Raw genomic sequence first — 24,666 nt, 5'->3', positions numbered from 1 at the left:
ATGGCCGTGTTCAAGGACTATTCCGGCCGTAGCGCCGGTCCCTGGATGTTGCGGGCGCGCGGCCTGGTGGTCGCCATCGCGCTCGTCACTGTGACGATTGTCGTGAGTTCCTATGCGCGGGGCGATTTCTCGGACCGGTTCGAGGTCACCGTCGATGCCGCGACGCTGGGCGAGGGCCTGGCGCCGGGCGCGGAGGTGAAGTTCCGCGGTTACGCCATCGGCACCGTCGAGAAGGTCGAGACCGTCGGCTACGGGCATCAGCGCATCGATCTCGCGATCGAGCGCCGCCAGGCCGACGCCCTCACCGACGACGTCAGCGCACGCTTCACCTCGTCGAACGTGTTCGGTTCCAGCGCCATCGAATTGGTGCCGGGCACCGGCGGCAGGAAGCTGCGCGAGCACACGGTGCTGCAGATCGGGGCGAACGCCACCAATGCCACCGTGGCCGGGGTCTTCCGGCGCGCCGCGCGCCTGACCCAGGTGCTGGATTCGGCGGCGGTGCACCGGCTGTTCGACCTGCTGCTCGACAATGCCCCGAGCATGGGCCCGGTACTGCAGTCGTTCTTCGCGACCGCGAAGCTGCTGGCCGACGGTCAGCAGAACACCCTGGCCCACTACCTGCGCATCGGCGGGGACATGACCGGGGCGTTCCGGGACCTGACCCCCTCGGCCGGGCACGCCATCCTGGCCGTGCTCGAGCAGAGCGCCTACTTCGGCGATCCGGAGAACCAAGCGCGCACCAACAAGTCCACCAATGGTGTGAACGACGCGGTGCTGGTGGGGCTTTCGAATCTGCTGCAGCAGAACAACCCGGATCTGGAGAAGATCCTCGACAGCATTCTGGACCTGGCGGTGCCGATCAGTGTGTCGGTGGGGTCGGTGGCCCCGGCCTACAACCGCGTGCCGAATCTGCTGCAGGCCATGGACGGCGCTTTCCCGGTGGTGGACGGCCGGGTCCAGCTGCAGCTCGAGCTGATCGCGAAAACCATGCCGTACCTGGCCGATTCGCTGGCGGGAGGGGCGAAATGAGCGACATCACCAAATCGGCCCTCAAGCTGACCGTCTTCCTGGTGATCGTGGCCGCCTGCACCACCTTCATCGTGACGGCGCTGCGCACCCCGATCCCCGGCGAAAAGGTCACCTACGATGCCGTGTTCACCGATGTCTCCGGGCTTTTCGCCGGCGACTCGGTGCGCATGTCCGGCGTCGCCGTCGGCAAGGTGGAGTCGGTGTCGCTGGACGGTACTCGGGCGCGGGTGCATTTCACGGTGGATCGGACGCGGCCGGTGTACGACAACACCAAGGCCGCGGTGCGCTATCAGAACCTCATCGGACAGCGGTACGTCGAGCTGCTCACCGAGGGGCAGGGTGGAGCGAAACTGGCTGCCGGAGCGACGATTCCGGTGGAGCGGACGATCCCGAGCTTCGATGTGTCGAAGCTGTTCAACGGCTTCGAGCCGATGTTCGACACCTTGGATCCGGCGCAGCTCAACCAGTTCGGCACCAACCTGCTGCGGGTCATCCAGGGCGACGGCTCGGGTATCGGGCCGGTGCTGGCAGATTTGGACACACTCACCAAGCACGCCCGCAACAGCGAGGCCGTGATCGTGCTGCTCATCCGGAATCTCGGGATGGTCGCCGATTCCCTCGGCGGCAAATCCAAGGCGGTGGGCGATCTGGTGCAGCAGCTCTCGGGCATCCTGCACCAGTTCACGGCCAAGACCCAGACCATGCTGAGCGCGGTCGACACCGCGAAAGGCGTGCTGGGGCCCATGGTTCCGATCCTGGAGGAGGGTCGCGACGCCTACGACACCGGCTACGGACCGGTCGATGGGCTGTTGCGGCGGCTGGTGCCGCAGACCGATCAGCTCACCCAGATCCTTGCCCTCACGCCGCAATTGGTGACCGGGCTGAACCAATCGGTGCCGGGTCAGGGCTACCAGCCGCGCATCACGTGCTCGCACGGTGAGGCAGCGCTCCCGGCCGTGGTCGGCGTCATCCTGTCCAACCAGAAACTGGTGGTGTGCAACTGATGAGAGCACTGATCGCCTATGCCGGCGAGCTGATTCGGGACGTGCTCACCGGGCGCGGGGACCAGAACACCCAATTACGCTGGGGGATGGCCGGTGTCGTGGTGTGCGTGATCGCGCTGGCCATCGCCGGGGCGCTGTATGTGATCCCCTTCGGCCAGCGCACCTACGTGGCCGACTTCAAGATCTCCGGTGGTGCGCGCTCGGGGGACGAGGTGCGGGTGGCCGGCATCAATGTCGGCAAGATCCGCGCCGTGGATCTGGTCGGCGACCACGTCGAGGTCAGCTTCACGGTGAATCACGATGTGCGCGTGGGGGATCGGTCCGCAGTCGAGGTCAAGATGCTGACCCCGATCGGCGGCCACTACCTGGCGCTGTCCCCGGCCGGGGACAAGGAGCTCGCCGCGAAGCACATTCCGCCGGAGCGAACCGCCACCCCGTTCGAGCTGAGCGACATTCTCGACAAGGGCACCCCGATCTTCGGCAAGGTCGACGCCGCCACCATGCGCGGCACCATCGGGCAGCTGAATTCGGCGCTGGCGCAACAGCCCGACGCGCTGCGCGGGGTCATCGGCAATGCCGATGAGCTGACCGGGCTGCTCGCCGAGCGCACCGACCAGCTCAACAGCGCGCTCGATGTGTCCGACGAGTACATCGCCGCCATCGCCGACGACAAGGCGCTCCTCGCGGATTTCGTGAAACAGCTGGGCGCCGTGGCCGACCAGCTGGGCAATCGCAAGGACGACATCGTGAGCATGTTCAACCTGCTCAAGAGGCTGTTGGTCATCCTGCACCGGCCGATCACCGCCTACGGCGACAGCATCGAGCCGTCGGTGACGCAATTCGAGCAGCTGGTCTCCAAGGTGACCGCGGACCCGGATCGGATCGACACCGTCATCAACGGGATGCGCGATGTCATCAACCGGCTCAACGGGATGCTGGGCACCCAGCTGAGAGTGGATCAGCCGGCCGCCGGAGTCCAGCTGTGCATTCCCTACGAAGGCAAGGCGTGCTGAATGAAATGGGGCAGAGCAGCACTCGCCGCCGGGGTCGCCGTCGTGGTGGTGGCCGCCGGGGTGATCGTGGTGTCGTGGGCGAATTCGAAACGCGATCCGAAACAGAGCGTGTGCGCGGAATTCACCGATACCGTCGGCCTGTACCAGGGCAATAGCGTGACCATGCTCGGTGTCGAGGTCGGCACCGTCGCCAAGATCGAGGCCATGGGCGACCGCATGCGGGTCACCATGAGCGTCGAGGATTCGGTGAAACTCCCGGCCGATATCCAGGCCGTCACCATGTCGAGTTCCATTGTGACGGACCGGCACGTGGAACTCACCAAGCCGTACACCGGCGGCAATCGATTCGACACCTCGCAATGCATTCCGCTGGAGCGGACCAGGACGCCGATCGGCATCAGCGAGGCGCTCGACGCCATGGGAAAGCTCGCTGGTGACCTGACCGGGGGCGGCGGTACCGGCGGCAAACCCGACACATTGCTCGACGACACCCTCACCGCGGCGAACAATGCCATCGACGGCACCGGGCAGCAGTGGAATCAATTGCTGCAGCGGCTGTCCGCGGTGATCGGCGATCCCACCCAGAAGGATGCCGTCTTCCGGCGGCTGGTCGACAATCTGGACCAGCTCACCACGATGTTCGTGACCAACTGGCCGGATATGGCGGAGGTGCTGAACAATCTGCGCGCCGGGCTCCAGCTGATCGGGCAGTTCTCGGCCGAATTCTCCGGTGCGGTGGATATCGCGGTGGAGTTCCTGCCGGTGATCGCCCGCAATGTGGGCAAATACGATCAGCAGATCTACGGCCTGCTGGATGCGGTACTGCCGCAGGCGCACACCTTCGTCCAGCAGCACGAGGGCGATATCAATTCGCTGCTGGCCGCCCTGCCGCCACTGGCCGCGCAACTCCCGCAGGTGGGTGCGAAATGAGGCGCGTACCGGTCCTGAGACGCACCGCGATTCGGCTGGCGCCGCTCATCACGGCGGCCGCGCTGGTGCTGACCGGCTGCGGGGTGAAGGCCACCGACATCCCGATTCCGGGCACCTATCCCTCCGGCGACACCTATACCGTGCGAATCGAATTCGGCTCGGTGCTGAACCTGCCGGACCGCGCCAAGGTGATCGCCGACGGTGTCGAGGTCGGCATGCTCGACCACATCGATCTGATCGGCACCACCGCGGTGGCGACGGTGAAACTGCACACCGACGCCAAACTGCCGAAGAACACGACAGCGGAATTGCGGCAGTCCACGATTCTGGGCGATATCCACATCGCGCTGGAAGCACCCCAGCACGCGGACACCTCGTTCCTCGCCAACGGTGATGTGATCCCGATGTCGCAGACCATTCCCGCCACGAATGTGGAGGACATTCTGCGGGCACTGTCCAACATCATCACCGGTGGACGCTGGTCCGATATCCAGAAGCTGGTCACCGACGTGAACGCGGCGTTCCCGTCGGATCCGGCCGAGCTGGACCGGATCAATGCGGCGGGCCGCGCGGCGCTGCACGACATGGCCTCGCACACCGACGATCTGAATCGCATCCTCACCTCGGCCCAGCAGATCACCGCCAAGCTGGAATCCGGCCGCGGGGCGGTGGACCAGATTCTCACGTTCGGGCCCGACCGGGCCGCCGGATTGTCGGATGTGCTGCTGGCGGTGGTCAACCTGATCATCAGCGGCGGCCCGCTGGCCAAGAACGCCGGCGACCTGCTGCTGCCGCACGTCGGCGACTTCCGGTCGATCGTGTCGATCCTCGCGCCGACCGCGGTCACGGCCGGATACGCCGACCTGACCCTGGCGGCCGACCTCGACACCTTCCACACCCTGTTGAAGGAGAGGATCATCCCCTTCCTCGGCGCGCCGGATGTGAAGGTGCAGAGGGTGTCCGCCGATGTGCAGGCCGACCAGCTGATCACCACGCTGCGCTCGATCGGGATGGTGCCCTAGATGAAACTCTCACTCTCCGGGCCGGTTTCGCTGGTCATGCTGCTGGTGCTCACCCTGGTCTGCGGCAGCTACATGGCCGTCGGCGTGCTGAATCTGGACCCGCGCCGCCAGCACAACACCGTCACCGTGCTGCTGGACAGCTCCGGCGGCCTGATGAAGACCTCCGAGGTGACGCTGCGCGGCCTGCCCATCGGCAAGGTCCGCGATCTCGGCGCCACCGGACGCGGATTGGCCGTCACCCTCGAATACGACTCGAAATACCGGATTCCCGTGGACAGCGTGGTGCGGATCGCCAACCTGTCGGCGGCGGGGGAGCAATTCCTCGACTTCCGGCCGAGCGGCACCCAGGGGCCGTTCCTGCACGACGGCAGCGTGGTGCCGAACCGGCAGGTCAAGATCGCGACCACCGTCGGTGACGCGCTCGCCGAGCTGGACGCGCTGACCGCGCAACTGGATCCGGCCAAGCTGCAGAACCTGGCCACCACGGTCGCCGCCGGATTCGAGGGCCGCGACGCCGATGTCGCCAACCTGACCAGGGCGCTGGTCGGCACCGCGAACCTGTTGCGGGACAAGCGCGATGCCATCGCACGGCTGTACGCGAACGTGCAGAACCTCGGCGACAAGTTCGACGGGCGCGCCCCGACCCTGAGCGCGGCCGCCGGGGACATCGACACCGCGCTGCCGGAGCTGCTGCACATCATCGCCGCCTTCCAGAACTACTCCTACATCGGCGAAAAGATCTACGACGATCCGATCGGGCCGCTGGTCACCAAGATCAATGACTATCTGCAGCTGATCGGGCCCGACCTGAGCCATATCGCCACCGTCCTGAAACCCGCGACCAGCGCGATCAAACCGCTGCGCGTCGACGCCGGCTCGATCGTGGACCTGCTGTCCACGGTGTTCCCCGGCGATGGCGCCGCCCATGTGGCCATCGACATTCCTCGCTAGAGAGAAGGCAATTCGTGAGTGAGAACGAGAACACCGCGCACAACGACGAGACCGAGCAGACCGGCGCAACCGAGCCGACCGGCGCAACCGAGCAGACGGGCGCGACCGAGCAGACCGGCGCAGCCGAGCCGACCGGCGCGGCGGAACCGATCTCGATTCCGGTCCCGGCGACCTCGAAAACCGTGCCCGCCGAGAGTTTCGGCGAACGCGCCTACCCGGTGGTGACCGTCGCCGCCGCCGTGCTCGCGGTGGTGGCCGTGGTCCTCGGCGTGCTCTGGCACAACTCCTCCGGCGACTACCACGCGCTGAAGAACGGCCAGGCCGACCGCGACCGCGCCGCCCAGGTGGCCAAGGACTACACCCTGCGCTCGCTCACCTACGACTACCGCAACCTGCCCGCCTTCTTCGACGGCGTGGAGCGCGGCACCTCGGATGCGCTGCGCGACAGGTACACCCAGGTGCACGACACCCTGGCCAAGATCATGACCGACGCCCAGGTGGTGGCGACCGGTGATGTGGTCGGCAGCTCGGTGGAGGCCAACGGCAACGACCAGTACACCGTCACCGTCTACGCCACCCAGAAGACCCAGAACGTGCAGCAGACCGACCCGGCGACCGTTCCGAACCTGCTGGTGCTGACCGTGGCCAAGAGCGGCGGCGACTGGCTGGTCACCGATTACGGCCCCAAGGACCTCGGCCAGAAGGGCGGGGCCGCCAAATAACCTCGCGACGCATCGGGCGGCCGCCGCAGCCCGAACTCCCGTCGCGGCGCCGCCGGCAGATCATCGAGGCCGCCTTCGAGGTCTTCACCGCCAACGGCTACGAGGCCACTGCCATCTCCGAGGTGGCCGCCCGGGCCGGGATCGGACAGGGCACCGTCTACCGCTACTTCGGCAGCAAGCGCGAAATCCTCGACCACGTCATCGATCTCGGCATCGAGAAGGTGACCGACGCCATGGAACTCGACACTGTCCTCGGCGCCGCGGGCGAGGTCGGCGAGCTGGTCGCGGCGGTGCGAGCGGCCCTCGACCGGCTCTGGGACCTGCTCGAACGGGAGCCGCAGGTGCTGCGGCTGCTGGTGGTGGAGGCCGGGGCCATCGATCCGGAGCTGGCGCACCGGCTGCTCGGGCTGGAGGCGCTGACCGCCTCGCTCATCGCGGGGGAACTGACACGCGGCAGGGAGGAAGGGTGGATTCGTCCCGATATCGACCCGGACGTGCTGGGGCACACCATCCTCACCATGGTCGGGCCGTGGATCATGCGGGAACTGCTGGGCGCGGCCGATCCGGGCATCCGGGAGCGCAGCATGACCGCGGTGATCGACGTTCTCGACAAGACCCTGCGCCCCCGGAGCGCCCCGCCGTGACGGCCGGCCGGGCAGAGCGCGGCCGCCACCCGCGCGCCGCACAGCGCCGGGCCGAATTGGTCGGCGCCGCCTACGAATTGGTGGTCACGCGCGGCTTCCGCGGCATCGGCGTGGACGATATCGCCACGGCCGCCGGGGTCAGCCACGGCACCTTCTACAACTACTTCGCCAACAAGCGTGACATTCTCGACGCCGTCATCGACCACTGCTTCACCCTCATTCGCACCCGCCTGCTGGGGCCCGAGGGGGACGACATCCCCGCCACCCTCGACGCCTTCTGCGCGCGCTACGCCCGCGTCGTCGACCGCTGCTACGACCTGGTCGAGACCGAACGCGGACTGGTGAATTTCTTTCTGCTGGAGGCGTCTTCGATCGACGATCGAGTCCTGGACCGCTGCCTGCACCATGCCCGCGCCTATGGGGCGCAATCGGTGGAGGTGGTGCGGCGCGGGATCGCCCATGGGTACCTGGATCCGTCGCTCGATCCGGAGATCGCGGGGGAGGTCCTGCTCTCGATCCTGGTCTCGGCGTTGCTGTCGGCGCTACGTGCCGGATCCGACGGGCTCTCCCAGGACCGTGTTCGCACCCAACTGGTCTCCTTTCTCCGGATTGCACTCGCCGGCGACCCGGAATGACCGTGCGCGGTTGCCCAGGGCCCTCCGAGGACGGTGCTATGTTCGCCGGGTGGGGAGAAGATCAACTGTGGGCCTCGAGGTGACCGGGCTGTTCCACGATCCCGAGCGGGTGGCGTGAAGGCCCGGCTCGAGCGGGCGGCCGGCGAGCGGGCGGCGCGCATCGCCGAGCGGATCGCACCGTATCTGCCCGCGGCCGGGCGGGTGCTCGATGTCGGCTCCGGGACCGGCCACAATGCGGACCTGCTGCGCAAGATCACCGGGCTCGATGTGATCGAAACCGATGTCGTGGACATGCATGTCGTGGGGCACGGGCCGGTGCTGTGCGCGGACGGCGTGCTGCCGTTTCCCAGCGACGCCTTCGAGACAGCGCTGGTCCTGCACGTCTTGCAGTCTCCCGCCGATCCCGCGGCCGTGCTCGGTGAGACGGCCCGGGTGGCGTCGCGCGTGATCGTGCTCCAGTCCACCTCGGACGGCCGGCTGGGCCGCGCGTCGCTGGTGGTGCGCGGATTCTTCTTCGGCCGCTCGGCCTTTCAACTCTCCCGGCTGGTCGGCTTCGTGGATTCCGGCATGGCGGCGGGTATCGCCCTCCAGGTACGGCGCGTGCTGTCCCGCGACGATGTCCGAGCCGCAGCGCGGGCGGCCGGGTTACGGGAGATCGCCTTCGACCCGGACCGCTGGCCGGCGCCCTTCGGCGGGCGCGACCTGTTCGTCTTCGACAGGTCGCGATGAGGCTGTCGGTCCTCGCTGCCGACTGAGCTACTTTGGAGGCCGCTCGAGCGGGTGGCGGTTTCGTGGCTGCCCGGGGATGGAATGGAGACGGTATGGCGGGCAATGGTGCCGGGCGGTTCGAGGACCGGGTCGCGGTGGTGACCGGGGCATCTTCCGGGTTGGGGCGGGCCGTGGCGCAGTCGCTGCGTGACGGCGGGGCTCGGGTGTTCGGGGTGGGGCGCGACGAGGCACGGTTGAACGCCGCACTCGAAGGGGACGAAACAGGCTGGCTGGCAGCGGATCTCACTGATCCGGGCGCGTCCGCGGAGGTGGTGCGGGCGTGTACGGAACGATTCGGCGGGATCGACATTCTGGTCAATGCGGCAGGGGCGCACACCATGCGGCACACCGCCGAGGTCAGTGACGAGGAGTGGCAGTACGACCTGGCCGTCAACCTGAGCGCGCCGTTCTTCCTCTCCCGTGCCGCGCTCCCGCAGCTGCTCGAGCGCGGCGGCTGCATCGTCAACGTCGCCTCGATCGCCGGACTCGAGGGCCAGGCCTACTCGGCCGGCTACTGCGCCGCCAAGCACGGCCTCATCGGGCTCACCCGGGCCATGGCCCTCGAATTCGACAGCAGCGCAATCCGGATCAATGCCGTCTGCCCCGGCGGCATGACCACGCCCCTGCTGGAGAATTTCACCTTCCCCACAGACCCCGACTACACCCTCATCATGAAAACCGCGTCCGCTCGCGGTCTCATGGATCCGGCCCAGGTCTCCAACGTCGTCACCTTCCTCTGCTCCGAGGAAGCCTCCGCGGTCCACGGCGCCATCTACACCGTCGACAACGGCAAGATGTCCCTCTGACCCCACCCCGCGACCGCGGAATCAGCCGCCGCAAGCCGTCCGGCAGCGAAACGAGTACGGCCGCGGCGGGTGACGCCGCGGCCGCACACCGGCTCGGGTAGCTCAGATTCCGCTGGGGAAGGTGAGGGTCATCAGGCCCGGCCAGACCCCGGACCAGGGTTGCAGGGGATCGTGGCAGACGTAGACGGTGACCAGGCGTTCCAGGCCGGGGAGGCCGTTGGGGTCGTCGAGGCGGGTGACCTGGGTGGTGGAGGCGAACTTGGCGAGGAACTCCTTGTCGCCCACGCCGTCCACGGACAGGTAGACGATGGTGCGAGCCGAATCCGGCGGCGGGCCGAAGTAGCCGAAGCCGCGGTTGGGGCTGTAGACCGGCGGCATGTTGTAGGCGCGGCCGAATTCCTCCAGCGCGCTGGCCTGCACGTACGCGGTCGCGACCACCGCGGTGTTGCCGCGCTCGGATTCGGGCAGTCCGGCCACCGCGTCGGCGACCGCCTTGGTGAAGGTTTCGTAGCCGGCCGGGCCGGTCAGCGACTCGCGCTGCCAGTACTGGGCCTGGTCGGTGATCGGGCGATCGATCCCGGTGAAGTCCCGGGCCCACGCCCAGCTGTACGGCACCGGGATCGCGCACATCCACGCCGTGAACAGGACGGCCGACAGCACCGCCACGGCGTTCACCGCCTTGCGCACCTGACGCCGCGCCTCGACCGTGCTCAGCGCGAACGCGCCCGCGCCGATCAGGGCCGGCCAGAAGCCCGCGACGTAGTACGAGCGGCCGTTCTCGACGAGGACGATCACCAGCAGTCCCACGCCCGCGATCAGGGCGAAACGGTAGGGCCGCAACGACTCCAGCCGCACCAGGCCCCACAGGCCCAGGATGCTCAGCAGGCCGCCGAGCAGGCCGCACTGGACGGCGATCTCCACCGCGCAGACCAGCGGTCCGGTGTGGGCGGCGTACTGCTCCTGGGCGATGATCGCGGTCATCTTGGATTCCACCCAGTCGTGGTCCATCTGCCACAGGATGCCGGGAATCATCGAGACCGTGAGGATCAGCGTGCCGACGTACAGCGCCGGGCGGCGCAGCAACTCGCGCGGTCCGGCGATCAGCACGCCCAGACCCAGCAGCGCCCACACACCCGGCATCATCCACTTCGCCTGGAACGCCACCGCCGCTACCACGCCGGCGACGATCAGCAGCCAGTCCTGCCGGGTCCGCACCCAGCGAATCAGCAGCCAGACGATCGCCGCCTGCAGGGGAATGTCGAAGGTCAGCGTGATCAGCTGCATCTGGTTGAACGCCAGCGGCGAGACCGCGTAGGCCGCCGCGGCGAGCACCTGATACCGCGCGCCCGCCCCCAGCTCCCGCGCGGTAGCGGCCGCCACCACCGCCGCGGCCGCCATCAGCAACAGCGCCGGAATCCGCAGCGCCAGCACCGAACCCGGCGCGATCACATCCATGAGGTGCGCGACGAACGGCGCCAGCGGCCCCTGATCGGGATAGGCCCACGCCAGCCGCCGACCGGCCGCCAGGAAGTACAGCTCATCGCCGAAGTAATTGACCCGCGCCGCGGGCACGCCGAGCACGATGGCGAAGCCCAGGGACACGGCGAGCACGCCGCGCCAGGCGAACGGCACCGGATCGGCTGCCGCTTCGGCGGCGTCCACCTCGGGCGCCGCGTCGATCGTTGACATCCATCCTCCCGGACCACGAAAAAACGCCCGGCAACACCGAATTTTCGGCGAGGCCGGGCGTCGATCAGGCTGCAGAATAACTGGTTTCCGCCGGTTTGGTCGCCCCATTCTTTTAAGGGGCTTGCCCAGGCGCTACCGGTCGCCCACGATGCCCACGCCGAAACCCCGGGTCAACCCCTGATCGCCGCCCTCGCGACGCCCTGGAACCAGGGCGGTTTCTCCCGGCCGCGAGCCCGTCGGGAGGAAACTGGAGGAATGGCGACGATGAGAGCGTGGCGGGTCGAGCGGCCGGGCCCGGTCGATGAGCGGCCGGTGATCTTCGAACAGACGTCCGTACCCGAACCCGCCGCCGGGGAGTTGCTCGTCCGGGTGCTGGCATGCGGGGTGTGCCGGACCGATCTGCACGTCGCCGAGGGGGATCTGGCGGTGCATCGGCCCGGGGTGGTCCCCGGACACGAGGTCGTCGGTGAGGTCGTGCAGGTGGGGGAGGGGGTGGACGGCGAGATCCGGGTGGGCGATCGGGTCGGGATCGCCTGGCTGCGGCACACGTGTGGAGTGTGCAGGTTCTGCCGAAGGGGCGACGAGAATCTGTGCCCCGAGTCGCGCTACACCGGCTGGGACGCCGACGGCGGCTACGCCGAATTCGCCACCGTGCCAGCGGATTACGCGCTACCCCTGCCCGGCGGATACACCGATGCCGAGCTCGCGCCGCTACTGTGTGCGGGCATCATCGGGTACCGGGCGTTGCGACGGGCGGCGCTGCCGCAGGGTGGACGTCTCGGTATCTACGGATTCGGCGGGAGCGCCCATCTGGCTGCGCAGGTGGCGCTGGCGCAGGGCGCGGAAGTCCACGTGATGACCCGCGACAAGGAGGCCCGGGAGCTCGCCCTGGAGCTGGGTGCGGCCTCGGCGCAGGGTGCCGCCGACGCACCCCCCGAGCCGCTCGATTCGGCGATTCTCTTTGCGCCCGTGGGTGATCTGGTGCTGCCCGCCCTGGCGGCGCTGGATCGCGGTGGGGTGCTGTCGATCGCCGGCATCCACCTCAGCGACATTCCGCCACTGAACTACCAGCGGCATCTGTTCCAGGAGCGGGAGATTCGATCCGTCACCGCCAATACCCGGCAGGACGCCCGGGATTTCCTCGCCTTCGCGGGCGGCCATCGCCTCGAGGTGACCGTCCATCCCTACCCGCTCGAGGCCGCCGATCGGGCCCTCCGGGATCTGGCCCACGGGCGATTCGCGGGCGCCGCGGTCCTGGTGCCTACTTCTGGAGGGTGAACTGCACGACGTCCAGGTGGCCCGCCCGGAAGTAGTGCGCACTGCCGGTCAGGTACCGGATATACCGCTGGTAGACCTCCTCGGAGGTGATCCGGACCGCCTCGTCGTGATGCGACTCCAGCGCCGCCGCCCACAGGTCGAGGGTCTTGGCGTAGTGCGGCCGCAGCGACTGGATCCGCGAGGTCCGGAAGCCCACCGCCTCCGCCTCCCGCGGGACCGTATCGGGTTGCGGCAGTTGGCCTCCGGGGAAGATCTCCCGCTTGACGAAGATGTGGAACAGCGCATCCTGGCGGGTGACCGGGATCTCGGCGGACCGCAGCTCGGCCAGGGTGCGCCCGATGATGGTGTGCAGCAGCATGCGTCCGTCCGGGGGCAGCATCCGATGGCACCGGGTGAAGAATTCCGCATACCGCTCCTTGCGGAAGTGCTCGAAGGCCCCGATGCTGACGATCCGATCGGCGGTGCCCTCGAATTCCTCCCAACCCTGCAGCCGCACTTCGGCTTCGGAGATACCGAGTTCCCGCAGCCGCGTCTGGACCGACTCGAATTGATTGCGGCTCAGGGTCAGTCCGATCACCCGTACCCCGTAGGTCAGCACCGCCCGGATCATGGTCGACCCCCACCCGCAGCCGACATCGAGCAGTGTCATTCCGGGCTCGAGTCCCAGCTTGCCCAGGGCAAGGTCGATCTTGGCCAGTTGGGCCTCCTCCAGGTTCATGCCCGCGCGGTCGAAGTAGGCGCAGCTGTAGGTCATGGTCGGGTCGAGGAACAGCGCGTAGAAGGCGTCCGACAGGTCGTAGTGGGACTGCACCTGCCGGTAGAAGGGCGCGAGCTGGGCCATGGCGGCGGTCTCCTGAGGCGAGCGGGCATCCGGAAATGCGGGATACCCGGACATACGAAGCGCCGTGGCCTGCGGTTCTAACTCCAGGACACACCGGCAACACGCCGCCGTTTTCCCTCCGACTTTCCGATTCGAGCCCGGCGAAACGGCGTCGGCTGCTTTCCTGATGTGGAGTGCAGCATCGCGTCAGCAAACACAATACGGAGGGTTGGGGACCGGCCATGCACCGCACCGGACGCGAAGAGGTCCATTCTGGCAGGCCATGGTTGTGGACGATTCTGGTGGGAGCGGTGGTGGTGGGACTGGCCACGTGGTGGATAAGACCGCAGTCCCTCAGCTGTAGTACGGCCTCACCCACCACAACCGTCATCACGCTTCCCGCGGCTGCTGCACTGAGTTCGGTTACTCCACAGCAGATTCAAATCGAGGAGTCGGAACCGGCCCCGGAACCGGGCGAGGCCCGGTTCTACGCCTTCGATCAGGGCGTGGCGGCGTGCTCGCTGCCCGGTCTGCCGCTGGACGGCTACTACGTCGGGGTCCCGACCGGTCAGTACGACGGTTCCGCCCCCTGCGGCTCCTACGTCGATATCGACGGCCCGCTCGGCAGCGTCCGCGCCCTGGTCGTGGACCGCTGCCCCGGTTGCGGCCCGGACCAATACGATTTGAGCCGTTCGGCTTTCGAAGTCATCGCCGAGGCTGCCGACGGTGTCGCGCCGATCCGGATCAGCCAGGTGCGCGACCCCGATCCGGCGCCCGAGCTCTTCTACCGGGTGCAGCCGAGCTCCTCGCCCAGCTGGATCGGAATCCTGTTCTCCGGCACCGGAAATCCCATCCGTCAGGTCGCGCTGCGCCCCGCCTCGGGCGGTGACTACCGGCCCCTGCGGCGCGGCAACGACAACTACTGGAACCTCTCCGGTCTCGGTCCGGGCCCGTTCACGGCCGAGGTGATCGATATCTACGGTCACGCCGCCTTCGTCTCGGACGTCACCCTGGTGCCGGGGCAGGTGCGCCGCACCGGAATTCACCTCTACGAGATTCCCGCCGACCCGCCCGTCACCCCGCCCTCGCCGGCCGCTCCGGTGGTCGTGACCACGGTCGTCGCCGCCCCGGACGTCTGCGAGCCGTAACCCGCAGGTCCGTCCGCGGTATGGCATCATAAAGTGGAACGTGTTCCATTTCGACCGCCGAGGCGGTGTGCCGGGAGGCCTTCGATGACGAACCCCAGCTCGGACCTGACCACGCCCGCCGCCGCGCCCCGCCGTGGCCGGCGGCTCTCGCCGCGCATCTCCCGGCTGACCGAGGTGCCACAGGGTGCGATGGTGGAGCTGCCCGGCCGCGGCTCGACCTACGTGGTGGACCTGCCGGGTCCGGCCGCGGATTCGCCGACCGTGCTGCTGCTGCACGGCATGGCCACCACCGCCATGCTCAACTGGTTCCCGTGCCTGCGCGAACTCAACGAGCGCTACCGCGTGGTCTTGTTCGATCAGCGCTGGCACGGTCACGGAATCCGTTCCGAGCGTTTCGATCTCGACGATCTCGCCGATGACGTCGTCGCCGTCGCCGATGCGGTGGGCGTCGAACGCCCTATTCTCGCAGGCTATTCCATGGGTGGCGTGGTCGCCCAGCTGACCGCGCACCGGCATCCGGATCGCGTGGGCGGGCTGGTACTGGCCGCCACCACCTACCGCTTCCAGGAGAAGTGGCGCGAGCGGGCCTTCCACCGCGGCTGGTCGGCCACCGCCACGCTGTTCTCCGAATGGTCCTTCCGCCGCGCCGAACTGCGCCGCGACAAACTGCCCACGCTGCCCGAATCCTCGTGGCCGGTGGGCCGGATGGATCGCTGGGCCATGACGGAACTGCGGGCCACCAGCGGCTGGGCGCTCGCACAGGCGCTCGCGGTGCTGGGGCGTTTCGATGCGTCGGACTGGCTGCCGACGCTGAAAGTGCCGACGGCGGTGGTGATCACCACGCGGGATCGGGCGCTGCCCGTCTTCCGTCAGCTGGAGATGGCGAAGGCGATTCCGGGAGCGGAGATCTTCCTCGCCAAGGCCGGTCACGCGGCCTGCGCACTCGAGGCGGACGTCTTTGTCCCGGTGTTCCTCGAGGCCGTTCAATCGGTGGTGGATCGGGTGTAGCGAATTCGGGCCCGGGTCAGGCCTTTTCGCGCGCGGCCTTGAGCAGCGCGGTGATCACCTCGGGGACGGCGTCGGCGATGGTGTCCACATCCGGCACCAGTTCCTTGCAGGCGATGAACCCGAAATCCAGGTGCCCGTTGTTGGAGATCACGGTGGCGGTGAGTCCCGCGCCGTGGAACACCGGCCCGAACGGATACATCGACGCCACCCGGACTCCCAGGAAGTACATGGGGAAGTTGGGCCCGGGCACGTTCGACACCACCAGGTTGTGCACCACCGGGTGGTGCTCGGCCAGCTTGAGCGACGAGTATGCCCGGGCGGCCAGCTGGAAGGTGTTGGGCGGCGCGTACTTCGCCCAGTCCTGGAGGAAGTCGGCGCCGATCAGGTTGTGCTCCTCCTTGGCTCCGCGATTGTCCTCGGCGATGGCCAGCACCCGCGCCACCGGATCCTCGATCTCGGTGTAGAGCCGCGCGAAGATGGTCGACACCTTGTTGGTGCCCTCCTCGTGGCGTGAGGTCTCGTGCGTGGACACCGGAACCGAGGCCATGAGCGAGGTTTCGGGCAGTTCGTCGTGCACCTCGAGGTAGCTGCGCAGCGCGCCGCCGACCACCGCCAGCACCACGTCGTTGACCTTCACCCCGAAGGCGGTCTTTATCTCCTTGATATCCGACAGCTCGGTCTGCACGAAGGAGATGGCGCGATGCTGGGTGATTGCCCGATTGAACGGCGTGCGCGGCGCGGTGAAGGGCAAGGGCATGCCGCGGCTTCCGTTGCCCCGTCGCCGCTGCACCAGACCGCCCAGAATGCCAACGGTCTTGGGCACCATGCCGACCATCCCGAGCCGGCCCGGAAGTTTCAGCAGCGCCTCCCCGGCCAGCTGCAGATCATTGGGTTCCGTTTCGGCCGGGCCGATCTCGACGGGCGGGGTGTAGGACACACCCGGCTGCACATCGCACAGGTGCATCATCATGTTGGTGCCGGTGATGCCGTCCACGATGGCGTGGTGGTACTTCGAGATGACCGCCACCTTGCCGTGCGGCAGGCCCTCGACCACCCACATCTCCCACAGCGGTCGGCTGCGGTCGAGGGGGCGTCCGGCGATGTCGGCGGCGAGTTCGGCCAGTCCCCGGTCCCCGGCCCCGGCGGGCAGCGCGAGCCGGCGCACGTGGTAGTCCAGGTCGAAGTTCGAATCCCGCACCCAGACCGGATGATCGAGGTTCAGCGGCACCGCGTGCAGCCGCCGGGTCATGGCCGGGATGAGGTGCAGCCGCCGTCCGAGTTCGGCCTTGAAGGCCTCGTGCTCGTAGCTCACCCCGTCGGCGGCGGGATCGAGTATCAGCATTGCGCAGACGTGCAGGAGTTGGGTGTCTGTTTCGAGATAGAGGAAGCTCGCATCGAGCCCGGTAAGTCGTTCCATACCAACACACTATGAGAACTAGTTCCATTTTGCGCGCGGTTCGCGGTGTGGGCCGGATCCCGTCCGTGGCCGATTCGTAGCCCCAAAGTAGCACGTAGATAACAAGTTTCATGATGAAACGTTTGGGTACCAATCAGGTGTCTCTCCAGTAGAATTCGTTGCCGCCCTCCTGGACCCTTCCTACCTTGGGTCACATGGCCCGGTGATCGGTCTCTAGTCAATGACAAGAGTCACTGGGCTTCTCACAACGACGTGAGAGGTGAGGTCAATGGGCGACCGGAGGGTATTGCTGCCCGGAAAGTGGCGTACGGCTTTGGGTCTCGCGATCATGCTGACGATCGCGACCGTGTTCGTTCCACCATCGAGGGCCCACGCGGACGCGGAATGCGCCGCCGTGGACGTCGTAGTGGCAAGGGGCACAGGCGAACCCGGGTGGCTCGGCGACGAGATCGGCGATCCGCTCTACGGCATGCTGCAGGATCGGCTGCCCGTTTCGACGAGTTCCTATCGCGTGAACTACCCCGCCGACTACTCGTTCGATGTGGGCGCGGGGAGCGCGGATCTGGTGGGGTACTTGGCCGCTGCGGCCGCCGCCTGCCCGGGCCAGGAGTTCGTCCTGGTCGGCTACTCGCAGGGCGCGGCGGTCGTGCACGCGGCACTGGGCACCGGCGTGATGTCCTGGTATCCGGGCCGGGTGCAGCTGCCGGGCTACCTCGGCGAGCGCGTCGCCGCGGTACTGCTGTTCGGTGACCCCATGCGCGGCCTGGGCTGGAATGTGCCCGGCGCGTACCAGTTCCGCACCGGGGACTGGTGCACCGGCGGCGATCCCATCTGCGGCTCCGGCGTCGACGCCAACGCGCACGTCGCCTACGGCAGCGATCTGGTGGACGCGGTGAACTTCGCCGCGGACCGCATCTGACCCCGGGGAGGGGAAAGGGCCCGGCTCCCGGGCGGTCTCGTGGACTTGCTGACGAGACCCCGGAGCGGGGTCCGGGTATCCGCGGTTCGGGGGGCGTCAGGTGTCACGGCACTTGGGGCCTCGCCCACCACCGCACCGCGGATACCGAACAACGGCCGGCCCGGTGTGCTGTTCCACACCGGGCCGAACCGTGTTGGCGGACGAGCTGTTTACCAGTGCAGGCCCGGAATGCGGTTGGTGATGCGCGCAGCCGGGGCGGGCAGGCCCATGAGCGGCTGCACGATCGGGGCCAGCGCGAGCAGCGGGCTGCGCGATTCCGGCTTCTCCGTGGCGGTTTCGGCGTCCACCGTGGCGGTTTCGGCGGTCACCGGGGCGACCGGCGCGGGCGTGCGTGCCGCCTTGGACTCGCCGAACATCCGGAAGCCCTGGTGCAGGATGGCGCGCTTCACCGAGGGCATGACCGTGTCGACGACCTGGGCGAAGGTGCCGATGGGGGTGTCGATCCGGCTGGGCCGGCGCTCGAGCGCGCGCACCACGATGTCGGCCGCCTGATCCGGGCTGTGCACCGGGATGGACTTGTACAGGTCGGTCGGCGCGATCATGGCGGTGCGCACCAGCGGCATGCGGACCGAGGTGAACGTGATTCCGGCGTCGGCGTTCTCGACCGCGGCGATCTCGCTGAAGTTGTCCAGCGCCGACTTGCTGGCCACGTACGCCGCGAAGCGCGGCACCTTGGTCTGCACCGCGATCGAGGAGATGTTCACGAAGTGCCCGAAGCGGCGCTCCCGCATGGACGGCAACAGCGCCAGGATGAGCCGCACCGCGCCGAAGTAGTTGACCGCCATGGTCCGTTCGAAGTCGTGCATGCGATCGGTGGAGTTGAGCACCGAGCGGCGGATCGAGCGGCCCGCGTTGTTCACCACGTAGTCGACGTGCCCGTGATCGGCCAGCACCTGCTTGACCAGCAGCTCCACCGACTTCTCGTCGGTGATGTCGCAGATGTACGCCTGCGCCGCACCGCTTTCCACCCGCACCTCCGCGGCCGCGGCGTTCAGGTCCTCCTCGGTGCGCGCCACCATGAGCACGGTCGCGCCGCGCTTGGCCACCGCGTGCGCGGTCGCCAGGCCGATGCCGGAGGACGCGCCGGTGATCAGCACGATGCGGCCCGCCAGGCGATCGCCCTCGATGCGGCGGGCGCGATCGGGATCCAGGTTGGCGCGCCAGTACTTCCACAGGGCGGCGGCATAGTCCTCGAACTTCGGCACCTCGATGCCGCTGCCACGCAGCTGCGCGCGGGTGGATTCGGAGACGAAGGTCGACTCGAAGGACGTGTGCGGGGCCACCTCGGCGGGAATGCCGAAGCGCTCCAGCAGGAAGTCCCGCACCGCGGGCACGCCCGGCAGCCCGCCGAGGGCGTTGAGTGCGGTGTGCGAGCCGGGCACGGTGCCGATGGCGGTCGGCGCGCCGGCGGCGCGGGCGAGCGCGTTGTAGATCTCGGTGAACGGCTGCGGTTCCGGGTTGGTGAGGTGGAAGGTGCGGCCGATGAGCCCGGGCTTGCCGATCAGCTCGACCATGGCGTCGACCACATAGTCCACCGGAACGATATTGGTGGCGCCCAGGTCGGGGATCGGCATGGGCAGCTCCGAGGGCAGTGCCGCCAGCCCCGCGATGGCGGGGAAGAAGTAGTACGGCCCGTCGATCTTGTCCATCTCGCCGGTGCGGGAGTCGCCGGCCACGATGGCCGGGCGGTAGACCCGCCAGCGCAGGCCCGCGGCCTCGCGGACCATCTTCTCGGCTTCGAACTTGGTGCGGTGATAGGGGGAGTGCAGGCCCTGGCCGAGGTCGAAGTCGTCCTCGAAGAACTTGCCCTTGTGATCGCCCGCGACCGCGACCGACGAGACGTGGTGCAGCACCGCGCCCAGTTCCAGGGCCAGGTCGATGACCGAGCGGGTGCCCTGCACATTGGCCGCGTAGGTGACCTCGGCGTCGGCGGTCATGTCGTAGACCGCGCCGAGGTGGATGATGTGATCGGCCCGCGGGGCCTCCGAGAAGCGGCTGCCGGCGCCCTCCGGCAGGCCCAGTCCCGGCGCGGCCAGGTCTCCGACTAGTGGGAACACCCGATCTTCGGCGCCCCAGCCCGCCGCCAGCTCGCGCAGTTTGGCCACCGAGGCCTCACGCGTCAGTGCGTGGACCACGGCCTCCGGGTCGCGCTCCAGCAGCGCGGCGACAACGCGCCGGCCCAGGAATCCAGTACCGCCCGTGACGATGTACGAAACCATCGTCCCCTCCTTAAATACGAACCTGTTGGTATCCAACGGTGTTCGTCCGACATGCGTCGGTGGATGCGGACGGTATGCGATTGGCCCCCTAGCAGAATGTTGGGCCGAGGTAGGAACACCTTCGTGCCTAACTAGTGAGTAACTTTACGGATTCCAGGTTGGGCGTTCAACCGGAATCGCCGTTTCGGTGCTGTGGGGATGGTCACCTCGGAGCTATTCGAGTTGATATGTGTAACAAGGGGTTTGATGTAACGTATCAGCCCCCTTGGCAATTCATAGGCAACTGGTCAAATGTCCTGAGCGTGCGCTCACTTGTTGGATCTCTGGGGGTTTGCCCGGTCAGCGACCGGTTCCGGCGGTCGGAATTGCCCGCCTCTGCCGCCTCACCCGCCGAATCATCGTTGCCCGGCCCGCCGTGCAATTCGCGGGCCGCACCCGGCTCGCACCTGCGCCCACTGGGTGGGCGGATTCGGCGGGTATTCCCCGAAATGCGCGGGGCCTGGAATGCCGCGTGGTCAGAATGATCGGGACGATGTGGTGCGGTCGGAGAGTGGTGGCGGATGCTGGTCGGTCGGGCGGTCGATATCGAGGTGATCTCCGCGTTCGTCACCGTCGTCCCGGGCGATGACACCGTGCTGGTGCTCAGCGGTGAGGCCGGGGTCGGCAAGACCGCGCTGCTGGACGCGGCCGCCGAGATCGCGGCCTGGAACGGGACCCGGGTGCTGCGTGCGGCCGCCCTGGAATTCGAGGCGGGCCTGCGGTTCGGCGGCTTGAACCAGCTACTGCAACCGATGGCCGGATTCGTCGATCGACTCGAGGCGTCGCACCGGGATGCCATGCGCGTGATCATGGGGCTGGAGCCGGGGAGCCTGCCCGCGACCCTGCTCGCCGGCTCGGCAACCCTTGCGCTGCTGCGGGTCTGGGCCGGAGCCGAGGGCGGTCCGGTGCTGCTGGTGATCGACGACGTGCAATGGCTGGACCTGGCCAGCAGCATGGTGCTGATCTACGCCCTGCGCCGCCTCGGAGCCACCGATATCCGGCTGCTGGCGTCGGTGCGCTCCGATGCCGGTGATGCGTTCACGCGCAGCGGGTTTCGGATCCGGGAGGTCGAGCCACTGGACGATCACAGCGCCGAGGAACTGCTGGAATCGGAGTTTCCTGCCCTCCCGGCCGCGGTGCGGCGCCGGCTGCGCACCGATGCCCGGGGCAATCCGCTGGCACTGCTGGAGTTGCCCATCGCCCTCGAAACCCACAGTGCCACGGGGCGTTTGCCGGAGATGCTGCCGTTGACCCGGCGCCTGCAGCGGGTGTTCACCGCCCGGATCGAGGCCTTGCCGCCGGAGACCCGGCGCTCGCTGCTGGTCGTCGTGCTCGGGGCCGCGGACCAGGGTATGAGCCTCGCCGACGGCGTCGCGCTCCCGCAGGGTGCGGGGGATCTGGCGGCGGCCGAGCGGGCGGGAATCGTGCGGGCGAATCCGCGGACCGGCCGCCTCGAATTCCGGCACACCCCACGCCCTGTGGCTGGTGCTCGACCTGACCGAAGCCGCGGCCCGCAGCGGCCGCGTGGACGAGGCGCGGGCGCATGCGGGTGCGGCGAAAGCGGCCGGGCTGGACGAGCTTTCGCCACGACTGGCGATGATCACCACCGCCGCGCTGGCGGTCGCGCATCCCGAGGACGGCAGCGCGCTGTTCGAACGGGCGCTGGCCACGCCCGGCGCCGAGCGGTGGGTGTTCGATCGTGCGCGCATCGAACTGCTCTACGGCGAGCAGCTCCGCCGCGACCGCGCCACCGTCGCGGCCAGGACGCATCTCGACACGGCCGCAAGGATTTTCGCCGAACTCGGTGCCGAACCATGGTTGCAGCGCACCCGCGCCGAGCTCAGCGCCGCCCGCGCGAATTCCACTGCGGGCGGGCCGAATCCGCTGACCGCGCGCGAGCTGGCCGTCGCCGAACTCGCCGCTGCCGGGCAGACCAACAAACAGATCGGCGAGCAGCTGTTCCTGTCGTCCAGAACGGTCTCCACCCACCTCCAGCGCGTCTTCCACAAACTCGGGATCACCCGCCGCGGTGCGCTGCGTGATGCCCTGCAACGGCATACGTACGTCATCTGACGGATTCCCGGCGCCGGCCCGGCTTCCATGGCTCCTTCGCGGGCGACCTGTCCGACGCCGACGCCGCCTTCCCCGCCCGGCACCGACGGCGGGGGCCTTGCCAGTCGAATGCCAGTGCCGTCGTGCAGGCTCGATGGCCGGAACGACAACGAGAGGACCATCGAGCAGTGAGCACCATCGTGGTCTCGCACGGACTGCAAGCCCGTGCGGACAGCGTCTGGTTTCCCCCCTTCGGCGCCGAGCTGACCGGCCGGGGGCATCAGGTCGTCATCCCCAACCTGCCCAATACGGATGCGCCGCAGCGTGATCCGTGGCGCGAAGCGTTGGCGGCGGCCAGCGCCGTGAGCCGGCCCGAGGACACCGTGCTGGTCGGCCACAGCATCGGCGCGGTCAATGTGCTGCGCGTGCTCGAGGCGCACGATCCGGCCGCGGGGGTCTTCGCCGGGGTCGTCCTGGTCTCGGCCTCGGTCCACGAGGTCGGCTACGACCTGCTCGCCGGCTTCTTCGCGGGTGACTTCGACTGGACGCGAATCCGCGCCGCCGCCAAGCAGTTCCGGGTGCTCCAGGCCATCGACGACCCGGTCAACGCGCCCGACCCACTCGAACACGTGGGCGTTCTGGTCCGCGAGCTCGGCGCGATCGCCACCGTCCTCCCCGACGGCGGCCACCTCGGGGCCTACCCGGAAGACCACATCGAATTGCCCGAGGCGGTCCGGCTCGTCGAAGAATGTCTTGCCGCGCCCCGAGGGGTCTCCGCCGGCTAGCGCCTGTCAGGTGTGCACGGTGCCGGAGACCGATCCCCGGAACCCGTGTGCCGCAGGCGCGAACGTCACTCGTTCACGCAGCGGATGTCGCCGTCCACGGTCTGATCGACGATCGTGAACGGCGGGCACCGCCGCACATTGCCCCACTCACCCGCAATGCACGAGTCGTACTCGTGCGGGTCCTCGGTGGGAACCCGGGTACCGCTATGGCATCCCTCGGTCACCGGTGCCGCCCCGGCCAAACCCGCGCCCACGGCCACGGTGGGAGCACTCAACGCGAGACCGGTGACAACAATCCCGATTGCCACTCGACGGCGATCCATCAACCCTCCTGATCTCCTGAACTGCCGGGGACTCTTCGAACCGCACCCATGGGCGGTCCCCAGCATCTGATCGGTCCGGCGAGCAACGACCGCCCGCCACGAAACCACGATCAAGTATGACGATCGGTCTACCGCCGAGGGAACCCGACAAGCATCACACTTGCCGCGACCGGGGACTTGCCCCCACGCTGGCATGAGCCCGGTCACACCGCGGCGGCCGACGACTTCCGGATCGACGAACGCTCGCGGCCCCGGTCCGTGTGATCCGTGCCTCCCGACGATTACCGTGCGGGTGCCGTCACCCACGAGGGCAGGGGTTCCCGCGCCGACAGCCATTCGCGGGGCACCGCGCACAGGTCGCCGTCGGCACCGATTCCGGTGTGGGCGGCCACGATTCCGCCCACGATCGCGGCCGTGGTGTCGGCGTCGCCGCCCGCTTCGATACGGCGGACAGACTGCCAACCGTGTTGAGCCGTCGCAATGCTGGAACCAGCGCGTGTGCCGCGTCCCGGGGAGCCGGGACGCGGCACGCGGCAGGGTGGATCAGCTGGTCAGGTCGGTGATGGTGGCGGATTCGTTGTGGGTGAGGGTGATTCCGAGATTGGTGGCGGCGCGGTCGAAGTCGTCGTCGGGTTGCTGGAGTTCGATGGCGGCGCCGGCGGAGAGGACTTCGACATTGAGGCAGAGGGATTGGAGTTCTTTGAGCAGGACCTTGAAGGATTCTGGGACGCCCGGTTCGGGGATGTTCTCGCCCTTGACGATCGCCTCGTACACCTTCACGCGGCCGACCACGTCGTCCGACTTGATGGTGAGGAGTTCCTGCAGGGTGTAGGCCGCGCCGTACGCCTGCATGGCCCAGCACTCCATCTCACCGAAGCGCTGACCACCGAACTGCGCCTTACCGCCGAGGGGCTGCTGGGTGATCATCGAGTACGGGCCGGTCGAACGCGCGTGGATCTTGTCGTCGACCAGGTGGTGGAGTTTGAGGATGTACATGTAGCCGACGGCTATGGGGTAGGGGAACGGTTCGCCGGTGCGGCCGTCGAAGAGGGTGGCCTTGCCGTCCTCGCCGACCATGACCTCGCCGTCGCGGTTGGGCAGAGTCGAGCCGAGCAGACCGGTCAGCTCTTCCGTGCGGGCGCCGTCGAAGACCGGGGTGGCGAGGTTGGTATCCGGTTGTGCGGACAGCAGTTCCGCGGGCAGACGCTGCGCCCAGTCGGGGCGGATGCCGTCGGTGAGCCGAATGTTCCAGCCCGCCTTGCCGATCCACCCGAGGTGGGTTTCGAGGATCTGGCCGATGTTCATACGACGCGGCACACCGTGGGTGTTCAGGATGATGTCGACCGGCGTGCCGTCGGGCAGGAACGGCATGTCCTCCTGCGGGA

23 protein-coding genes and 2 pseudogenes are annotated in these 24,666 nt (G+C 68.1%); 18 read left to right on the top strand and 7 right to left on the bottom strand.

Going from position 1 to position 24,666, the window contains the following annotated elements; all coding sequences use genetic code 11:
- From ACFXN1_RS36875 to ACFXN1_RS36825, 11 genes are all read left to right on the top strand, one after another.
- Complete coding sequence (locus ACFXN1_RS36875; protein ID WP_379442232.1) at positions 1-1,029, top strand: MlaD family protein; 1,029 nt, start codon at positions 1-3, stop codon at positions 1,027-1,029.
- On the top strand, positions 1,026-2,033 hold the full coding sequence (locus ACFXN1_RS36870) for an MCE family protein (protein WP_379442234.1): 1,008 nt from the start codon (positions 1,026-1,028) through the stop codon (positions 2,031-2,033). The genes ACFXN1_RS36875 and ACFXN1_RS36870 overlap by 4 nt, the downstream gene beginning before the upstream one ends.
- Positions 2,033-3,046, top strand: a complete 1,014-nt coding sequence (locus tag ACFXN1_RS36865) for an MlaD family protein (protein WP_379403259.1) — start codon at positions 2,033-2,035, stop codon at positions 3,044-3,046. The genes ACFXN1_RS36870 and ACFXN1_RS36865 overlap by 1 nt, the downstream gene beginning before the upstream one ends.
- Positions 3,047-3,976 carry an MCE family protein gene (locus ACFXN1_RS36860; protein ID WP_379442235.1) on the top strand — a complete coding sequence of 310 codons (930 nt, stop codon included), beginning with the start codon at positions 3,047-3,049 and terminating at the stop codon, positions 3,974-3,976.
- Positions 3,973-4,998, top strand: a complete 1,026-nt coding sequence (locus tag ACFXN1_RS36855; RefSeq protein WP_379463801.1) for an MlaD family protein — start codon at positions 3,973-3,975, stop codon at positions 4,996-4,998. Before ACFXN1_RS36860 ends, ACFXN1_RS36855 begins: the two co-directional genes overlap by 4 nt.
- Entirely contained in the window at positions 4,999-5,949 is a 951-nt protein-coding gene (locus ACFXN1_RS36850; protein WP_379445255.1) for an MlaD family protein, read from the top strand. It abuts the gene before it with no gap.
- A gap of 14 nt (positions 5,950-5,963) precedes the next feature.
- Positions 5,964-6,671 carry a hypothetical protein gene (locus tag ACFXN1_RS36845; RefSeq protein ID WP_379445256.1) on the top strand — a complete coding sequence of 236 codons (708 nt, stop codon included), beginning with the start codon at positions 5,964-5,966 and terminating at the stop codon, positions 6,669-6,671.
- On the top strand, positions 6,611-7,315 hold the full coding sequence (locus ACFXN1_RS36840; RefSeq protein ID WP_379463807.1) for a TetR/AcrR family transcriptional regulator: 705 nt from the start codon (positions 6,611-6,613) through the stop codon (positions 7,313-7,315). Before ACFXN1_RS36845 ends, ACFXN1_RS36840 begins: the two co-directional genes overlap by 61 nt.
- Entirely contained in the window at positions 7,312-7,950 is a 639-nt protein-coding gene (locus ACFXN1_RS36835) for a TetR/AcrR family transcriptional regulator (RefSeq protein WP_379445258.1), read from the top strand. Before ACFXN1_RS36840 ends, ACFXN1_RS36835 begins: the two co-directional genes overlap by 4 nt.
- A gap of 114 nt (positions 7,951-8,064) precedes the next feature.
- On the top strand, positions 8,065-8,679 hold the full coding sequence (locus ACFXN1_RS36830; protein ID WP_379445259.1) for a methyltransferase domain-containing protein: 615 nt from the start codon (positions 8,065-8,067) through the stop codon (positions 8,677-8,679).
- Positions 8,680-8,771: 92 nt separating this feature from the next.
- Positions 8,772-9,524 carry an SDR family NAD(P)-dependent oxidoreductase gene (locus tag ACFXN1_RS36825; protein WP_379445261.1) on the top strand — a complete coding sequence of 251 codons (753 nt, stop codon included), beginning with the start codon at positions 8,772-8,774 and terminating at the stop codon, positions 9,522-9,524.
- A 102-nt stretch (positions 9,525-9,626) separates the two neighbouring features.
- On the opposite strand, the gene ACFXN1_RS36820 is transcribed toward ACFXN1_RS36825, so the two are convergent.
- Positions 9,627-11,213, bottom strand: a complete 1,587-nt coding sequence (locus tag ACFXN1_RS36820) for a glycosyltransferase family 39 protein (protein ID WP_379445262.1) — start codon at positions 11,211-11,213, stop codon at positions 9,627-9,629.
- 264 nt (positions 11,214-11,477) lie between these two features.
- On the opposite strand from ACFXN1_RS36820, the gene ACFXN1_RS36815 reads away from it, so the two are divergent.
- The gene (locus ACFXN1_RS36815; RefSeq protein WP_379445275.1) at positions 11,478-12,491 is read left to right on the top strand and encodes a zinc-binding alcohol dehydrogenase family protein; all 1,014 of its coding nucleotides are present in this window, start codon (positions 11,478-11,480) and stop codon (positions 12,489-12,491) included.
- Here ACFXN1_RS36815 and ACFXN1_RS36810 read toward each other — a convergent pair.
- Positions 12,475-13,332 (bottom strand): cyclopropane mycolic acid synthase family methyltransferase, encoded by an 858-nt coding sequence (locus ACFXN1_RS36810; RefSeq protein WP_379445276.1) that lies wholly within the window; start codon positions 13,330-13,332, stop codon positions 12,475-12,477. The two genes, ACFXN1_RS36815 and ACFXN1_RS36810, sit on opposite strands and share 17 nt — an antisense overlap.
- A 221-nt stretch (positions 13,333-13,553) precedes the next feature.
- Here ACFXN1_RS36810 and ACFXN1_RS36805 point away from each other — a divergent pair, with 221 nt between their 5' ends.
- Both ACFXN1_RS36805 and ACFXN1_RS36800 read left to right on the top strand, forming a co-directional pair.
- On the top strand, positions 13,554-14,459 hold the full coding sequence (locus tag ACFXN1_RS36805) for an expansin EXLX1 family cellulose-binding protein (protein ID WP_379445263.1): 906 nt from the start codon (positions 13,554-13,556) through the stop codon (positions 14,457-14,459).
- An 84-nt stretch (positions 14,460-14,543) separates the two neighbouring features.
- Positions 14,544-15,467: an alpha/beta fold hydrolase gene (locus ACFXN1_RS36800; protein WP_379403269.1), complete on the top strand. Its 924-nt coding sequence runs from the start codon at positions 14,544-14,546 to the stop codon at positions 15,465-15,467.
- Positions 15,468-15,483: 16 nt separating this feature from the next.
- Here ACFXN1_RS36800 and ACFXN1_RS36795 read toward each other — a convergent pair whose 3' ends face one another.
- Entirely contained in the window at positions 15,484-16,884 is a 1,401-nt protein-coding gene (locus ACFXN1_RS36795) for a wax ester/triacylglycerol synthase family O-acyltransferase (RefSeq protein ID WP_379445265.1), read from the bottom strand.
- Positions 16,885-17,152: 268 nt separating this feature from the next.
- Between ACFXN1_RS36795 and ACFXN1_RS36790 the strand changes: the two genes are divergently transcribed.
- Positions 17,153-17,803, top strand: a complete 651-nt coding sequence (locus ACFXN1_RS36790) for a cutinase family protein (protein WP_379445266.1) — start codon at positions 17,153-17,155, stop codon at positions 17,801-17,803.
- Between the two features lie 209 nt (positions 17,804-18,012).
- Here the strand turns inward: ACFXN1_RS36790 and ACFXN1_RS36785 are convergent, their stop codons facing one another.
- Positions 18,013-20,082, bottom strand: a complete 2,070-nt coding sequence (locus tag ACFXN1_RS36785; protein WP_379445268.1) for an SDR family oxidoreductase — start codon at positions 20,080-20,082, stop codon at positions 18,013-18,015.
- 560 nt (positions 20,083-20,642) lie between these two features.
- On the opposite strand from ACFXN1_RS36785, the pseudogene ACFXN1_RS36780 reads away from it, so the two are divergent.
- The 3 genes and pseudogenes from ACFXN1_RS36780 to ACFXN1_RS36770 form a co-directional block, all read left to right on the top strand.
- Positions 20,643-21,047 (top strand): annotated as a pseudogene (locus ACFXN1_RS36780) (ATP-binding protein); the annotation flags it as partial.
- Positions 21,048-21,606: 559 nt separating this feature from the next.
- The gene (locus ACFXN1_RS36775; RefSeq protein ID WP_379445269.1) at positions 21,607-22,194 is read left to right on the top strand and encodes a LuxR C-terminal-related transcriptional regulator; all 588 of its coding nucleotides are present in this window, start codon (positions 21,607-21,609) and stop codon (positions 22,192-22,194) included.
- 167 nt (positions 22,195-22,361) lie between these two features.
- On the top strand, positions 22,362-22,958 hold the full coding sequence (locus ACFXN1_RS36770) for an alpha/beta fold hydrolase (protein WP_379445270.1): 597 nt from the start codon (positions 22,362-22,364) through the stop codon (positions 22,956-22,958).
- A 65-nt stretch (positions 22,959-23,023) separates the two neighbouring features.
- Here ACFXN1_RS36770 and ACFXN1_RS36765 read toward each other — a convergent pair whose 3' ends face one another.
- The 3 genes and pseudogenes from ACFXN1_RS36765 to ACFXN1_RS36755 form a co-directional block, all read right to left on the bottom strand.
- Positions 23,024-23,281 (bottom strand): hypothetical protein, encoded by a 258-nt coding sequence (locus ACFXN1_RS36765; RefSeq protein ID WP_379445271.1) that lies wholly within the window; start codon positions 23,279-23,281, stop codon positions 23,024-23,026.
- A 281-nt stretch (positions 23,282-23,562) separates the two neighbouring features.
- Positions 23,563-23,811: a hypothetical protein gene (locus ACFXN1_RS36760; protein ID WP_379445273.1), complete on the bottom strand. Its 249-nt coding sequence runs from the start codon at positions 23,809-23,811 to the stop codon at positions 23,563-23,565.
- 13 nt (positions 23,812-23,824) lie between these two features.
- Positions 23,825-24,666, bottom strand: a pseudogene (locus ACFXN1_RS36755) (DNA-directed RNA polymerase subunit beta); the annotation flags it as partial.

The sequence above is a fragment of the Nocardia sp. NPDC059154 genome (assembly GCF_042755705.1).
Taxonomy (GTDB): Bacteria; Actinomycetota; Actinomycetes; order Mycobacteriales; family Mycobacteriaceae; genus Nocardia.
The sequence above is the reverse complement of the archived record's forward strand: the minus strand, read 5'-3'. Positions and strand labels throughout refer to the sequence as shown.

Bases quoted from the DNA above. Each gene is read 5' to 3' on its own strand.
- ACFXN1_RS36875 (WP_379442232.1), top strand. From the start codon at position 1: ATGGCCGTGTTCAAGGACTATTCCGGCCGTAGCGCCGGTCCCTGGATG.
- ACFXN1_RS36870 (WP_379442234.1), top strand. From the start codon at position 1,026: ATGAGCGACATCACCAAATCGGCCCTCAAGCTGACCGTCTTCCTGGTG.
- ACFXN1_RS36865 (WP_379403259.1), top strand. From the start codon at position 2,033: ATGAGAGCACTGATCGCCTATGCCGGCGAGCTGATTCGGGACGTGCTC.
- ACFXN1_RS36860 (WP_379442235.1), top strand. From the start codon at position 3,047: ATGAAATGGGGCAGAGCAGCACTCGCCGCCGGGGTCGCCGTCGTGGTG.
- ACFXN1_RS36855 (WP_379463801.1), top strand. From the start codon at position 3,973: ATGAGGCGCGTACCGGTCCTGAGACGCACCGCGATTCGGCTGGCGCCG.
- ACFXN1_RS36850 (WP_379445255.1), top strand. From the start codon at position 4,999: ATGAAACTCTCACTCTCCGGGCCGGTTTCGCTGGTCATGCTGCTGGTG.
- ACFXN1_RS36825 (WP_379445261.1), top strand. From the start codon at position 8,772: ATGGCGGGCAATGGTGCCGGGCGGTTCGAGGACCGGGTCGCGGTGGTG.
- ACFXN1_RS36820 (WP_379445262.1), bottom strand. From the start codon at position 11,213: ATGTCAACGATCGACGCGGCGCCCGAGGTGGACGCCGCCGAAGCGGCA.
- ACFXN1_RS36815 (WP_379445275.1), top strand. From the start codon at position 11,478: ATGAGAGCGTGGCGGGTCGAGCGGCCGGGCCCGGTCGATGAGCGGCCG.
- ACFXN1_RS36810 (WP_379445276.1), bottom strand. From the start codon at position 13,332: ATGGCCCAGCTCGCGCCCTTCTACCGGCAGGTGCAGTCCCACTACGAC.
- ACFXN1_RS36805 (WP_379445263.1), top strand. From the start codon at position 13,554: ATGCACCGCACCGGACGCGAAGAGGTCCATTCTGGCAGGCCATGGTTG.
- ACFXN1_RS36800 (WP_379403269.1), top strand. From the start codon at position 14,544: ATGACGAACCCCAGCTCGGACCTGACCACGCCCGCCGCCGCGCCCCGC.
- ACFXN1_RS36795 (WP_379445265.1), bottom strand. From the start codon at position 16,884: ATGGAACGACTTACCGGGCTCGATGCGAGCTTCCTCTATCTCGAAACA.
- ACFXN1_RS36790 (WP_379445266.1), top strand. From the start codon at position 17,153: ATGGGCGACCGGAGGGTATTGCTGCCCGGAAAGTGGCGTACGGCTTTG.
- ACFXN1_RS36785 (WP_379445268.1), bottom strand. From the start codon at position 20,082: ATGGTTTCGTACATCGTCACGGGCGGTACTGGATTCCTGGGCCGGCGC.
- ACFXN1_RS36765 (WP_379445271.1), bottom strand. From the start codon at position 23,281: ATGGATCGCCGTCGAGTGGCAATCGGGATTGTTGTCACCGGTCTCGCG.